We start from the raw sequence: 13,956 nt of genomic DNA, 5'->3' as shown, positions 1-13,956 counted from the left end.
TTTCACCTCCTCATGCTGTGCGATACCATGCATCAACGACGGTGGCGAGCGGCATAATCAACATCCCCGCGCCGCCGCCTGCGTCGTTTGTTGTGAATTCGTGTGTGTGGTCGCCGTCCGAAGACGTATGGCCATCCACTCGATGGCCCCGCCAGCAACCGTCGCCGTAGCCTATTGCCGGCTCGTTATCATTTCCTTCACACGCATCCCATTGTAAATCGCGCGGTAGCGCGCCATTCGTCCAGTGTCTATGCTTACCACCCGTATCTGTCGTGCCTCCGTGGCTATGCATTGGCATCTCTGTGATAGTAATATTATGCATTTCCTCGCCGACCGTCTTGCCAGCTGTAAGCGTCTTTCCGGCATAGCTTCCCGACGCCAGCAGGTACGACCCTTCAATTTTCTTCCAGGTGCCGCCAAAAGCCGTTGCGGGATCTGTACCACCGATATTCAAATAAACGCTGCCAATCGGGTGTGCGCGATCCAGGGCTTTTGTCTCTGCGGCGTCGAGCATCGCTTTTGTAACGTACGTGTCCATTGCGACGGCGATGCTGATACTCGATGCATTCGAGGTCTTGATGTAGACCGTGGTCAAGATATTGCGTACCAGCGCGCCTGCCTGCTCGGCATTCATCACGTCAGGGTTATTCGCCGTGCTGACGGCAAAAAGCGTCTCGGAGTTATTGTACGTCGCGTAGACGCCTAGCGTGGCCAGCGTATACGACGCGGACAGGCCGACATTGGTAACATTGAATTCGAGTTTGATAGTTGTACTGTCTACTGTAGTGGCTGATGCCAGTGGGAAGCTCTGTCTTATATCGTCGAGCGATGTGAGCGCTGCAATCGCGCTCTGCGTATACGTATGTGAGCTCGTCTTGATAGACGATACCGTGAACGTGCCTTTATTCGCGACCGCTTTAGCCAGCAGGGCGCGCCCGGCATCTGTCACTACAAATTGGTTGTAAGTTGCCATCAAATACCTCCTATATACAAAGTAAGTCTTTCTGTCGTTGTCATCGCCATAGCAACGTAGAATGTCGATTCTGGGGCGATTTTTTCGATGGCTGCTGGATAAACATCAATGGTTTTTACCGTGGATTTCAGCAAGGCAATGTGGTTCTCTACGTTTGTATCTGCGTGCGCTTTATACACCTGTCCGATATGAGCTGGAATATATGTACGCACGTCTTTGGCAATACCAAGCAGACTCGCTTTATCAACAAGCGGGATGTTGAAATCTGCGCTATACGTTTCAGGATGGTCTGTTACGGTGCCGCTTTTATCATCGATATATTGATTAATAAGAGCCTCAAGAAATGGTACCGTCACAGACTCAACGCCTGTCAGCTTCATCAGGATCTTATTTCTTCTAGTCTGTACTGTATCTACCTGGGCATGTTCTAGTCCTACAAATTCTTCCCAGTCATCCAGACCCCAGGTTGCGGTCTGGACAAATGCCTGCTTGGCAGCGTCTGTTAGTGTCAGCCGTTGCAATTCATGCTCATAGGATAAGGTATTCAACGTATTGGAAAAAACGGCATCGCGGAACAGGAAGGCCGGAAGATATCGGCTTAAGTCAACCTTTGTATTCCGTAAGAATTGAAAATCCGGAGTATCAGCCATTCAGCACCACCTCCGTTACTTTCGGTATCTGCTTGTCTGTTAAGGAAATGTTTTTCGTATCGCCGTTGATAGTGAGAGAATCATAATCTGTGACATTTGTCGATTCATCGTCGATAATCATTTTACCTACAACCGCATAAGAAACTTTCTCGCCACCGAAATTTTTTGACGCGAAGTAATTGTTCAACAGCGTTTTGATAGCGTTGGCATCGCCTTTGCCCTCAGTAGGTGTCAGCGCAATATGCAATTCTAAAATAGCCGGCGCGACCACAGACACTGTAGCCCCGATAGGGTGTTTTGCTTCAATAGCGGTGGCCACTTGTGTCAACAGATTCGATGACGCCGGATTTCCGCTAGAGTCTGTAATGATGACTTTTACCGTGCCGTTACCGTTCCAGAGTGGAACGACTGTCACATGACCAACACCAGCTATAGATGTCGCCCACTCGATATAATCATTCACATTCCCGGAAGTAGCTGGTTGCCGTACTTTAAAAATCAACCGGTTGTATAAGGTGGCGTCGTCCTCTTCATCAAATCCGTCATAGGTAGCGTCGGCATTCGTCACGGAGCTGATACCTGGGATAGACATAGGGATGACGGTAATCGTACCAGCTTTTACATTTCCAGTTGCCCCCGCAGTACTGCACTCAATAGGTACATCACCGGACCGGGTAATTGTGACGGCTTTCGTCGTGTAGAAAGCAACACCTGTGGCCGTCTGGAATACACTTCCTTGTGGCACAGTCCCATTGCCGGATACCGTGGCCGTTCCTTTGGCCTTGACGGCCTGTCGCCGGAAAATGCCATGTTCCTCCGCCCTCATTTCAAGGTATTCGCCCCAGCTGGTCCGGGCAAACATGGCTTTATAGGCTTGTTCCCGTTCAACTTCCTGTTTGGCGAACTCGATACTATTGGCAGCAAACGAATCATACGTAAAGGTGCCTTCAAAACTCGATACAGTTGAACTCGAGTTTTCCTGCAGTTCTTTTAAAATCTCATCCTGCTCTCTGGCTTCATACATCGACGCTCACCTCCCCATAAATCGTCGTAATCGTAATAGCAATAGAAACTTTGTCTCCATCATGTGATATATCTACATTGTCAATACTCCTGATGTACGGATTTACCATCAGGCATTCAATGATAATCCGTTTGATTTCACTGTATCTCTGCTGTACCCCCATGACCTTGCCTATGAACGGCCTGAGTTCAATGCCATACTGCCAGCTGTATGCCAGGTAGCGGAAACGCTCCGTGCTGAGGGCTTTGTAGATCCATACCTTGATGGCCTCGTCCTTTTCAACGACGACGTGCCTGCCTATTTTGTCATACAAAAAACAGTCCTTATCGAAGTCCCAGGCATATTCCTTAGGGACTGGCAGATCTGACGTATAAGTATTGACCGATACAGCCCCAGTAAAGGGGTATTCTGCACTCATAACTTCACCCCACTGTCTGCCAGCCAGTATAATTGCTCATTCTGGCCGTAAATTGGTATCAGGAGGACCAGCGTCCCCGGTTTCAGTGTATCCGTCCACGTCTCATCGTTATCGATGGGATGGTTATGACTTTCATACGCTGCGTCTCCGGAACCACCAGCCCGGTTACTGGTCTGCCCGACCATATGACGGGTATAATCCGGCATCAGATACCTTGAAATATACAGGTCCTTCTTCGTCAATGGTATATTATTCATCCGGACAACGATATCAGGAGGCGGGGCTTCGACGATGCCGACCTGGGCGCCTCTTGGCAGTTCGCCCCGGGCTACTGTATGCATGATATCTACAATGGCTGATGCTGATTGAGATGCAGATGGAATATGTTCCGGCATAATATCATCTCCTTACATCCGGCTCGTCTTGATAATAGACGTCGGGGTCATGCCAATATTATAGATACCGCCAGTACCAACAGCTCCAGCACCTCCATTCCCACTGGAGTTATTTCCTACATACGTGCCGTCCCCTGCATAGACAACCACGTGCGCATCACCATCGAACACAACACAGTCCCCGACTTCCAGGTTCGATTCATCGAAAGGAATGACGGCGTCGCCGGCATCAGACATCAAGGTCGGGACCGAGGCAACACCATTGTCACATTCCTGCTTCAGGAAAGGACTGTAATAGCTGCCAATACGTGTAGCCGCTTCGACACAGCCATTCGGCCCGTCTGGCATGGTAGCTCCTTCCCAGGCGGCAAAACCGGCCTGTACACCTTCAGACGCTGCCAAATTCGCACTGCCAATCGCAGACGATGTGCGGCCTGTCTTCGTCTGTATCTCTTTCGGCTTTTCTTCTTTGTTCATAATGTTTTCGAACTCGATTTCCAATTGCATTTCATGGATACCGTTTTCAAATGTATGCGTATCAGATTTAATCCAGAATTTCCCGCACAATTCCGTCAGGATATCCCTAATCTGGATGGAGTAGGAAGACTTTGCGGCATAATCCCCAATCATTTCTAATACCCCGGACCGTTCCGGCCCTTTGAACAGCTTGTTGATTTCTGCCTGGGCATTGTCGTTCGGATTCGTCTTATAGACGTCCTGGACCATGGAATACTTCTGGATCCATTCATCTTTTGTCTGGTAGCCCGTGACGTTGCCCTGCTGGTCGGTGATCATGACGCTGTTGACCATGCTTTCGATGGATTCTTTATACTGGCTGTTCTCAATATTTACGTATTGATTGGCATCCAGCCCTTCGATGAGTTCGCCTTTTTTGATGACATCCAGTTCATCGCCGCGCATGACCGGATGGAAGAGAACGTCCGGATCATCCTTGTTTTCCTTCTGGGTGTTGATTTGATTGGCTGCATCTGTATAGGCAATCATGATGATCTGATAACCTGTTTTCTCCTGGGCAATAAACGAGACTTTCTTGCCTGTTTCAGCCAGTTTCCCGACTTTGATACCCAGTTCACTACAGACCGCTTTTGCAATGTCCTCAGCCAGCATATTCGTGAATTTCCGCGTCGTTTTAGACCGGCAAAGTATGAACAGATTATCGTAGGCCATGACTGTGACGGTAGACTGCTGTACATTTTTTTCGACACTGTACACATTGCCCTGGAACTGTAGGTTCCCGTCTTCATCATAACCATAGACCGTCTCACCACAGTTGATGACATAGTTCGGAAGGTTCGGGTCCCGGGCGTCCTGGACATAAGAAAATGTCAGTTTCCGGGCCACCTGCAATCGCGAGCCTTCCCATGTAATCTTACCAACTGTCAGACGTGATATGTCATTCAGCACGTCTTTCTGAGTCGTTGTCTCCCGTCCGCTTGCGTCTTTTGTTGTTTCAGTGACAACCTGCTTATGTTTGATGATCAATTCTTAATCACCCACTTCCGGATTTGCCCGGCGTTATTGATGACCAGACTCTTCAGGTTATTACTCTTGATAACGCGACGCCAATGGGTATAATCCCCGTAGGCCTTCTTAGCGATATCCATTACGTCGCATCCTTTTTGGAACAACGCTTTCCCTTTAGAGACATTGGCCTGCTCTTCCTTGATTTTGGCATCCAGGTCAACCGGCCGCACTTTAAGCCCTGTCGCGTCATCAATCGGCTTATCATTATTGGCCGCCGGGACATTGAGTTCTTTGTACTCCATGAAATTGAGCGTATAGTAGATATCCCGGCTGCCGTCCTGCTCCCAGTAGGAGAACTCCATGATGGCCATCTGCATGTTTACTGGAGAATCTGTAATGATGACACGTACCGGCTTCCGGGACGCTTTCCATTCTGTCAGCTTCTCAACACAAGCAGTCGGGTCTGTGTAATCACCTACGACGAACGGATAATCATGCACAGTAGACGGGAAGAAGCAGGAAAATGACAGTGTCCGGGCTTTGGGCATCCCAAACACTGTAGCTTCCCCAACCTGTGTAATATCGACGACTTTATTCTTTTGGCCATCTCCGACAGTATACTTTGCCGGCGTTACCGGTATGACCAGGCGCCCTGTAGGACCTTCAATGATGATCTGCCGTCTTCCGCTTACTCCGCCACTGGAGAAGATGGCCGAAAGGACCTGAATCGTATTGCCTAACGTGCCCATCCTCATCAGTAACCACCTCCGTAATTGACATGTCCCTGGGAAATCAGTTTAGCTAGTTTATAGGCGATGCGGTCTATATCGGCTTCCTCCCGGACATAGAAGGTATTGCCTTTGACGACGACCGGGCCGCCTGCCGGCATGCTGCCATCCAGTTCATTCTGAATCATGCGTTCAGTCGTAGCATGTGGATAGATACGGCTTCCCTGCGGCAGGTCTACGATTTCGCCGCCCCGTTCATTGATTTCTGTCCAGCCACCGGAATAATAGGACGAGCCGGATGCGTTGTGCCCGAGCGGGAAAATAGATGAAAACGCACTGTCTAACGGTCCCGAACCACCAAACGTAGGGACGGATGCCGCTGCAGAGCCTAATTCCGTCAGTTTATCTGCAGCGGAACTGGCCAGCCCTGCCAAAGGCTGGCAAACATTGCTATCAAACCAGCTACAGAAATCAGCCCAGGCATTTTCTGCATTTGCGCAGGCTTCGGAAAAACTATTCACGATTCCCTGCCCAGTGTATTCAGCTCCCTGCTGGATATCGTCCCAGGTATCACTGGCCCAGTCATTCAGGCTGTCCAGTTTTTGCCCTGCCGATGTCTTCATATCCTCCCATGCCTGGCCCATTTTCTGTGCCATGTCCTGTACATCAGCATCAAACCGTGGTCCCATGTTAGCAAAATCGGCTTTCATTTCAGACAGGGCACGGGAGAATGGCTGCTTCATCCGGTTCCAGTCAATCCGCGCGAACGCATCACCTAGTTTTTCGCCCAAAAGGCCACCGCCTATCCCACCAGCTAAACCGCCTATAGCAGCGCCGACAGGCCCAGCCAAACCGCCGGCCATAGCTCCTAATTTCGCACCGCCGAGCCATCCCAGCCCACCACCAACAGCACCGCTTATCGCTGCGCCCCGTTCTTCTTCCGGGGCATACGCAACATTCAGCGCAGATCCAGCCAGATACGTCAATCCACCCAATACAGGAAGACGCCTCATTACACCTCCGATACGGGACGATGACGGCGTCTTCGTTTTAGATGGTGTCTTTGTCCCTGGAGTTCCCGGTACTTGAGTGGAAGGCGTATTCGATGGCGATTCCTTCCCATTTACAATGACGGTCCTGGCTGATACCATCATATCTTTTACGCCTGTCGTACTTGATTCTGGTCCTGCAGGCGGCTTCGATGATTTCGTTATCAGCCCCTGGACGGAACTGCGTACTTTTTGTGCTAAGTCATATAGTTTCTTCAGCCCGAATGCCAGGGCACCTCCTGCCAGTACAGACCCGATACCGTCAAAGGCCAGGAATTTATCTTTCAAATCCTTGATGCCCTCCCCAATTAGGGACAAGATAGAGCGTATACCAAGGCCATTCTTTTCTACGTTCCCGCTAAAGTGGCTCAAGAGCTTATCTGCTTCTTGGACGAAGCTCCGCAGGCCGTTCTCCCCTTTGCCGTCCATAATCAGTATCTGAAGATTCTCCCAAGACCCAGACAGCTGCTCAATGTCGCCACGCAGGTTAGCCATCTTGGTTTCGGCCACACCAGATGCAGTAAAACGCTTCATGGCAGCCGTCATTTTATCAATACCTTCAGCACCATCTTGGGCTAAGAAAGTAGCTGCCCGAATGGCATCGGACCCAAATATAGTATATAATGCCGCTTGTTTCTGCTCGGCAGTCATGCCTTGCAAGGATTTTTTCAGGGTTTCAGCCACTTCTCTCATAGGCTTTAACTTGCCCGTAGCATCAAAGAACTTGTTTGAGCCATCTTCTGACATAAGCCCTAACCGTTGGAAATCTTTAGCTGCCTGATCTGTTTGAGGGACCAGACGAGAAAGCATCGTTTTTAAAGAAGTACCAGCGTCAGAGCCAAGCAACCCATTTTTAGCAAATAGTGCCAACGTCGCATTTGTATCCTCAAAGGACACCCCCATCGACTTGGCCCCGGCTGCAGCTTCGGCCATAGCATATGACATTTCATGTACATTGGTTGCCGAGGCATTAGCCGCGCCGGTAAGGATGTCGGCTGCGTGGGATGCATCGTTTAAATCAAAGACATTCATCATAATTGACATAGTCTTTGCGGCTTCTGGCAGGCTCAAATCCCCAGCTGTTACAAGGTCAAGTGCAGCTTTCGTTGCGCCATTTAAGACCTCTTGCAGGCTAAGGCCCGCTTTTAAAAGCTCAGCCATGCCATTTGCAACATCCACGTCCCCGAACGCAGTGGCTTGCCCCAATTCCATAGCTTTGTTCTTAACGGCATCCATTACAGCTTCGGCATCTTCACCTGCAGGCACTAAGGCTTTTACTCCAGAAAGTGCTGCACTGAAATCCATACTGGTTTTCAATGTGTCATAAATACCGAAGCCGATACCAGCACCGGCCAACATCTGAGCGCTCGTTCCTAGCAACATGCCGTTGGCCACACTGCCAGCTTTGTCTTTCAACCCGTTTAGACCGCCATTCTGTTTGATATTAAGGGCAACTGTGTATGTTTTCCCCTTGAGTCCGTTCAGCTCCGTCTTGACCCTCTGAATCTTCGCCGTGGCGTCATCCTTGGCGCGGATAGTCGCTTCGTAGATGCCGCGGATGCCCTGGAAGGCCCGTTTGGCACGGTCCGCCTGGCCGGCTGCTTTGACAGCCGCTGTGCCGGCTTTTCCCATTCCGGCGGCGGCCGCATCCGAAGCGCTCCCTGTGTTTTTCAGGGTTTCCGTCAAGCCCTTGAAGCCGGACCTTGCTTTATTGACCTGCGCCGTAAACTGGTCCTTGAGTTCCAGTGTAGCGCTCAGTATGTAATTGCTCATAGCATCCGGTCTCCTCTCACTTTTAATGGCAGCAGTATCAGCCGCTCCTGCCGTTCCTGTTCATGCATCATGGCCTGATAGCAGAATATCTTTTCCACTGGATCCAGATGGAAGAACCAGTCCAGTGTATGACCCCTGAGAACCAGAAAAGCGGCCGTAGCCGCTTCCCAGTTCTCCTCAATCAGTTTTTTACTTCTTCATGTACCTTTGCTTCGATGTTTTCTCCGTATCCGGACAGGCTGGCTATTTTTCTTGCAATAGCCGGTACTTCCCCGGCGTCAAAGAGCTTATCGACAATATCCGTCGGTTCTGCACAGCCATACGCCTGCTGCAGTGCCGCGTCTTTCAGATTCGGAGCTACGACGCTGTTGAGGATGCAGTATTCATCCCCGCCATCCGACATATCGATAATGTCGGCCATCAGGCTCCCAGACATTTTCTTTACGGTCATTACCCCGACGCTGGTAGTGATATCAAATGTTTCCTGTTTCTTCTGCTCGATTTTTTCTTTCTGATTAATCAGATCCTGCACACTGACTGCCATGTAACACTCCTCCTATTCTACGGTTTCTACATAAGCTGTATCTTCCGGCGTGAAGCCGAAGGGATATTCTTTTTCAACTACCTTGCCTTTTTCAAAACTCATCAGATCCAATTTGTTGAACCAGACATTATCGATTGAGACGCGTTCTTTTTGGGCATCAATCATATCTGGATCCTCCAGCAGACCTACCAGTGTCGTCCGCGGATCGTGCCCGGCTTTCCATTCTTCGAGGAATTTATTCAGATTGCGGTTAATGACGCTCTTGATTGTAATCGTCCCGGTGCCTTTCAGTGATACGATTTTGCTGTCTACGCTGTTACCGATCAGCACATCTTCACGCTGTGGCTCTACGTTTACCTCAAACTTTTCGATTTCAAAAAGCAATTCATTGTCCCACCATACCTTGCCGTGGGACCCGTTCCAGCGTCTACAACCTCGATACTGCACATCAAATGGGCTTCTTGCCATTTATAAGACCTCCTTACAGGGTAAAATCAATCGTCAGATTTTCCATAGCATCTACGAGACGGATATTGCCGACCAGAGCAACCGTATCACCGGTATTGTACTGGCGGATTTCCATGACCGACATCGTTGTCGGATCATCGCCGTGAAGCTTGGCATAATTGCTCTGATACTGTTCGTTGATGTCAACTGTATTATCTGCATCGGCATCCAGTACGTTCCCTTTGATTTCTGAGAAATAGACCAGGATGGCCGAAATGAACAGCATCTTATGGTTGTAGTCGTTGATGACCTTGCCGACGTAATATTTCTTGAACGTATCCCGGATATCATCGGTAATCATGTCCATGCCTTCAATGATTTTAATCTTACGGAATTCTTCACCTTTGTCCGTGGTGAAGGTCGTAAGGGAATTGCAGGCGCGGGCAATCTTGACGCCATCGCCGTCCTGTTCATCAATCAGGAGCAGTTCGCCTTTATCAATCAGTGTATCGATATCTTCGTAGACCTCTACGCTTTCGACTTCCGTCAGCTTAAAGTACGTAGCGCTGCGGTCCAGAGACAGTCCTGCCAAAATACCAGCAATTCGGGCTGTATACTGTAACGACGTATACGTTGTATAGACAGGATTGCCAGAGCTGTCGGTGTCAGTCTGCACCTTGATATCGTTCGTGCAGAAGTTGACAACACCTTCATGGTCGGCGGCCTGTTCAGACAATACGGCCTTGAAAGTTTTCCGTTTCGTCGTGCGCTGCGTCTTAATCCAAGATGCCAGGTCATTCTGTTCCTGCGTCGTGGATGTCGGGGCACAGAGCCAGTTCCATTTGATATTGGCCAGCATCTTGAGGACGTTGGCCTGTGTCTTAGTCGCTCCTTCTACAGTGGAAAGGGGCAGTGTATATACCAGGACCCGGAGCGGCGTCCCGAGCAGACATTTCTTTATAAGGTCTACGTTTTCATCGGTAAGACCCGTTTCCGGGATATCCGATACATCCCGGATCGTATAGTTATGGATTTCATCTTTCGATTCATTGTGGAGAATCATCGCAACGATCCCCATGGCACTCCGTTTGATTGCTGTCGTGCCTTTCGTACGGAAATTAATCAGTACCTGCGGCAGACCGAATAATTCCTGTTCCTGTGCTGGCATAGTCTATTCCTCCTCTGTCAGATCAGTCCCGTTCACCTGCAACTGCATCGACTGCATCAGTTCATACTGGACACGGCCGGCTTCTTCATCGGTCCAGGCGTCACGGAAATCAAGATTAAAAATATAATGCAGGATGTCATCCACGACAGTCATCTCTGCATCCAAAATAGTGATGTGCCGGTCCATAATGGCCAGCACCGGCCGGATTGTCCTGTCAAGAGTATCTGCTACATCATAAACAGCTGTGCGGTTAACCCGGCCCATGGCGTCTTTCGGGTGGATGTAGGTAATATCCACCTGTACCAGCCGGTCACTATATACATCATCGACTGTTGTCGCTGTCGGCATCAGTTCGACATAAAAATAAGGCGCATCCGATTTTTCTACATTATCGAAGTGCACCCTGCATTCCGGGTATTTTGTTTTCAGTACGTTTACGATGGCCGCTTTGATTTCACGCAGTGTAATCATTCATCAAGCACCGCCTTTATGATAGTATCGGCATCATCCCGGAACGTCTTTTCCGCCTGCAGCATCCCGCGATGGAGCATCTTACTTCCCTTCACGAAGCCTTTGCCACCACGCGTCCGGTGCCCATACTCGACATGGGCAGCATATTCAACGTTATTATAGACCACAGCTTTACCCTGCACGGCCCGTGACCGTTTCCAGCCGCCTTTCAGTCGGCCGCCGTTAACCTTTCTTACAGGAGTATTGTTCTGGACTTTCCCTCGGATTACTTCTGCTTCCTGGGCGACGAACTGATTCATCTTTCTGGCTCCCTGTTCCTCGATTTTGGCTAATCGCTCATCGAAGGCGTCGAAGCCACCAAAATGCATTCCCATTACGCCTCATCCTCTCTGCGGACGCTGATTTCCTGATGGTCCGGATACTTGAAAGCCTTCGCGGCATTAAGCGTAAAGGTTTGGCCGACATGCACGATGACTAGGACATCGTTCGGCAAAATGTCGTATTCTGGATCCAGGCAGATGCGCAGGTCCGTCTTCGTGAAGAATTCCCGCGGATTCTGTCCGCTCTGCAGTTCCTTTCCATATTGTGTCAGGTGGCACGGAATATCCTGATAGATGGCTTGCGTCGTATAATCATCGGCACTTTCGTCGTCTTTTACTGGCTGCTGCCGGTACACGGTGACGCTGTCTTTATACATGTACTTCATGAGCAGATTCTTACATCGGTTCCATGGCATCGTCATACGGGCCACCTGACTTTTCGATACGGTGCAAGACAGGCTGTAAAAGATTGCAGATCTGCATCGGTCTGGCTTCCCGATTGCGTCATATCTGATACGGCAAATTGGAATTTTGTATCATTCTGCTCCAGGCTCTTCAATGCACCCTGACGCCCGCCATTCGCTTTGTCTTCCAGCCATTTGGATATATAATCCGTTGCTGTATAGATCAGCGTTTTAGGGAAATCTTCCCGGTTGCAATAATCCAGGACAAAACCGACAAATTTATTTGCATACATCGTAAGAGATGCATCCTCTGCCGGCTCACCACGGATACTTTGCACATTGGCAATAATGCGCGTTACCGCTTCATCTGCCGTTACACACTGCATACCTGCCACCTCCATTTGGGCATGAAAAAAGCACCCACATCGTGAGTGCTAAGTATTCAACTGGGCTTAAGTCCAATTGAGTTGCGGCATTAACTCCGCAATAGAATGGCCATCTACAAGCAAAGCATTTACTGCAGAGTCAAAATCGGGAAAAGTCTGGCCATGATCATCCAGAGTATTGCACAGTCCAAAATAATAACTGCCATCTTTTGCATTATGGAGTAGTCCATATTCAACGCCCTTATAAACAAAAGAATTTTCATAAGCGGTCCAATTTTCCATTTCATCTCTGAGTTCGTTTAAACTCAATACCATCATGTACCAGCCTCCTTTCCTTCTCTGTTAATTCAGTATTTGGTAATGGGTGCCCTTTCCACTTCCCCTCTTTTTGCGTCCATTCCCAATGTGCTGCATGTTCACCAAACTCACCGAATTTATGTTTTCTTGGCATAAGATGATTTCCACAATGAATCTGCATTGCCAAATACCCATTCTCATCATAAAAATCATAGTCCATTTGCTCATGTGGTCCGGGTTTTCCATAATGCATAACTACAGAATTAGGTTCTGCATGTGTGGCAGTCCGGTAATGTTTAATAATCTTGGGAATTTGCTTCGTGACAATAACATATCCTTGTTCATTAGTTTTCCAGTTTGCATTGCCAGTTGGTATAATAGTTGATTCGATATGTTTATTATACCATTCTTCATACGTCATGTCAGCTGGCACATAATACGTCTTGCCCTTGTCATTCCTGGCAATGCGTGTCCCGGTCTTCTTTTTATCCGGCCCGTACAGGCTGCCGGCGATTGTGGAACGGCAGTTCGGGTGAAGTGGTGGGGCCGTACTGCCTGGCTGATATTCGCCAATGGGATAAACATGGCCATCGTGTCCCCGGCAGGTCGCTGACGTCCGGCGGTCCAGTGTCGCAGAAAAGCGGTAATACTTCATCCCTGCTTCTTTGATACCGTCCATGGCACTCTGATTTTCAACGTAATTCAGCTCTGTCCGGACCAGACGTCGTGCATTACTGATTCCGACATCCACCCGCTGGGATACCCTCTTAGAGATAGCATCTATGCTTTCCCCTCGATGAACGGCTGTCATCATCTCAGACTTTAGTGTTCGTACCAGCAGCCGCTGATTTTTCCAGATTCGCTGGCTGTAATTCATCCCGCTCCATCGATTCCGGAGCACCTGCGTCAGATCATCACGGTTGACTTTAGCAAAGGAGGCCGGCAATCCGATTTCCTTCCCAATATCAAACAGCCCATGATAATAATTGTCTTTGTATGCATCTGTGAGGAAATCCGTCATAGTCTCAGAAACCTTATGTCCTAACGCATCCAGTTCCATCAAGGTTTCACTGTACAGCTTATCCAGCCGGCTGATACGGCTGCGCATGGCCAGGACATTCAGTTCCCGTTCAAGACCTTTGTCCCCGTTTTCCTTTATCTGCCTGATATATTCCTCAATCGTCATACGCCACTGCCGGTATTCACTTCCCGTAATCAGCCTGCGCGCTTCTTCGACTGACAGTGCATTATCTTTGGCAAACCGGCCATACAGTGCCGCTATATCGGTCTGGATATGGCCCAGCGATGCAAGATAGTACCGGGCCAGTTCCTTTTCAATGGTTTCCTGGCATTTCTTGTGCCATTCTTTTTCCCGCTCTATGGCTCTCTGTGCCCAATACTCTTCGCTGTCCACATCCATCACC

17 protein-coding genes are annotated in these 13,956 nt (G+C 49.2%); all 17 read right to left on the bottom strand.

Annotated elements, in window-relative coordinates:
• Nucleotides 1-10 precede the first annotated feature (10 nt).
• The 17 genes from DW949_RS08360 to DW949_RS08280 all read right to left on the bottom strand — a co-directional run bounded on the left by DW949_RS08360 (nt 11) and on the right by DW949_RS08280 (nt 13,952).
• Nucleotides 11-973, bottom strand: a complete 963-nt coding sequence (locus DW949_RS08360; RefSeq protein ID WP_118022779.1) for a hypothetical protein — start codon at nt 971-973, stop codon at nt 11-13.
• Entirely contained in the window at nt 973-1,623 is a 651-nt protein-coding gene (locus DW949_RS08355; RefSeq protein ID WP_118022778.1) for a putative phage tail protein, read from the bottom strand. Before DW949_RS08355 ends, DW949_RS08360 begins: the two co-directional genes overlap by 1 nt.
• The gene (locus tag DW949_RS08350; protein ID WP_118022777.1) at nt 1,616-2,647 is read right to left on the bottom strand and encodes a baseplate J/gp47 family protein; all 1,032 of its coding nucleotides are present in this window, start codon (nt 2,645-2,647) and stop codon (nt 1,616-1,618) included. The genes DW949_RS08355 and DW949_RS08350 overlap by 8 nt, the downstream gene beginning before the upstream one ends.
• Nucleotides 2,640-3,065 (bottom strand): DUF2634 domain-containing protein, encoded by a 426-nt coding sequence (locus DW949_RS08345; RefSeq protein ID WP_118022776.1) that lies wholly within the window; start codon nt 3,063-3,065, stop codon nt 2,640-2,642. Before DW949_RS08345 ends, DW949_RS08350 begins: the two co-directional genes overlap by 8 nt.
• Nucleotides 3,062-3,460: a DUF2577 family protein gene (locus tag DW949_RS08340; RefSeq protein ID WP_118022775.1), complete on the bottom strand. Its 399-nt coding sequence runs from the start codon at nt 3,458-3,460 to the stop codon at nt 3,062-3,064. Before DW949_RS08340 ends, DW949_RS08345 begins: the two co-directional genes overlap by 4 nt.
• Nucleotides 3,461-3,472: 12 nt before the next feature.
• Nucleotides 3,473-4,963 carry a hypothetical protein gene (locus DW949_RS08335; RefSeq protein ID WP_118022774.1) on the bottom strand — a complete coding sequence of 497 codons (1,491 nt, stop codon included), beginning with the start codon at nt 4,961-4,963 and terminating at the stop codon, nt 3,473-3,475.
• Nucleotides 4,960-5,700 carry a hypothetical protein gene (locus tag DW949_RS08330; RefSeq protein ID WP_118022773.1) on the bottom strand — a complete coding sequence of 247 codons (741 nt, stop codon included), beginning with the start codon at nt 5,698-5,700 and terminating at the stop codon, nt 4,960-4,962. Before DW949_RS08330 ends, DW949_RS08335 begins: the two co-directional genes overlap by 4 nt.
• Nucleotides 5,700-8,495, bottom strand: coding sequence for a phage tail tape measure protein (locus DW949_RS08325; protein ID WP_118022772.1), 2,796 nt, complete (start codon nt 8,493-8,495; stop codon nt 5,700-5,702). The genes DW949_RS08330 and DW949_RS08325 overlap by 1 nt, the downstream gene beginning before the upstream one ends.
• Nucleotides 8,496-8,676: 181 nt before the next feature.
• Complete coding sequence (locus DW949_RS08320; RefSeq protein WP_118022771.1) at nt 8,677-9,039, bottom strand: hypothetical protein; 363 nt, start codon at nt 9,037-9,039, stop codon at nt 8,677-8,679.
• Nucleotides 9,040-9,051: 12 nt separating this feature from the next.
• Entirely contained in the window at nt 9,052-9,507 is a 456-nt protein-coding gene (locus DW949_RS08315) for a phage tail tube protein (RefSeq protein WP_118022770.1), read from the bottom strand.
• A 13-nt stretch (nt 9,508-9,520) separates the two neighbouring features.
• Nucleotides 9,521-10,654: a phage tail sheath C-terminal domain-containing protein gene (locus DW949_RS08310; protein WP_118022769.1), complete on the bottom strand. Its 1,134-nt coding sequence runs from the start codon at nt 10,652-10,654 to the stop codon at nt 9,521-9,523.
• 3 nt (nt 10,655-10,657) lie between these two features.
• Nucleotides 10,658-11,125, bottom strand: a complete 468-nt coding sequence (locus tag DW949_RS08305; RefSeq protein ID WP_118022768.1) for a DUF6838 family protein — start codon at nt 11,123-11,125, stop codon at nt 10,658-10,660.
• Complete coding sequence (locus DW949_RS08300; RefSeq protein WP_118022767.1) at nt 11,122-11,499, bottom strand: HK97 gp10 family phage protein; 378 nt, start codon at nt 11,497-11,499, stop codon at nt 11,122-11,124. Before DW949_RS08300 ends, DW949_RS08305 begins: the two co-directional genes overlap by 4 nt.
• Nucleotides 11,499-11,867: a hypothetical protein gene (locus tag DW949_RS08295; RefSeq protein WP_118022766.1), complete on the bottom strand. Its 369-nt coding sequence runs from the start codon at nt 11,865-11,867 to the stop codon at nt 11,499-11,501. The genes DW949_RS08300 and DW949_RS08295 overlap by 1 nt, the downstream gene beginning before the upstream one ends.
• The gene (locus DW949_RS08290) at nt 11,864-12,235 is read right to left on the bottom strand and encodes a hypothetical protein (RefSeq protein WP_118022765.1); all 372 of its coding nucleotides are present in this window, start codon (nt 12,233-12,235) and stop codon (nt 11,864-11,866) included. The genes DW949_RS08295 and DW949_RS08290 overlap by 4 nt, the downstream gene beginning before the upstream one ends.
• Before the next feature lie 66 nt (nt 12,236-12,301).
• Entirely contained in the window at nt 12,302-12,553 is a 252-nt protein-coding gene (locus DW949_RS08285) for a hypothetical protein (protein ID WP_118022764.1), read from the bottom strand.
• Nucleotides 12,519-13,952: a minor capsid protein gene (locus tag DW949_RS08280; protein WP_233539541.1), complete on the bottom strand. Its 1,434-nt coding sequence runs from the start codon at nt 13,950-13,952 to the stop codon at nt 12,519-12,521. Before DW949_RS08280 ends, DW949_RS08285 begins: the two co-directional genes overlap by 35 nt.
• Between the last annotated feature and the right edge of the window lie 4 nt (nt 13,953-13,956).

Source organism: Megasphaera sp. AM44-1BH, assembly GCF_003467125.1.
Taxonomy (GTDB): Bacteria; Bacillota; Negativicutes; order Veillonellales; family Megasphaeraceae; genus Megasphaera.
The sequence above is the reverse complement of the archived record's forward strand: the minus strand, read 5'-3'. Positions and strand labels throughout refer to the sequence as shown.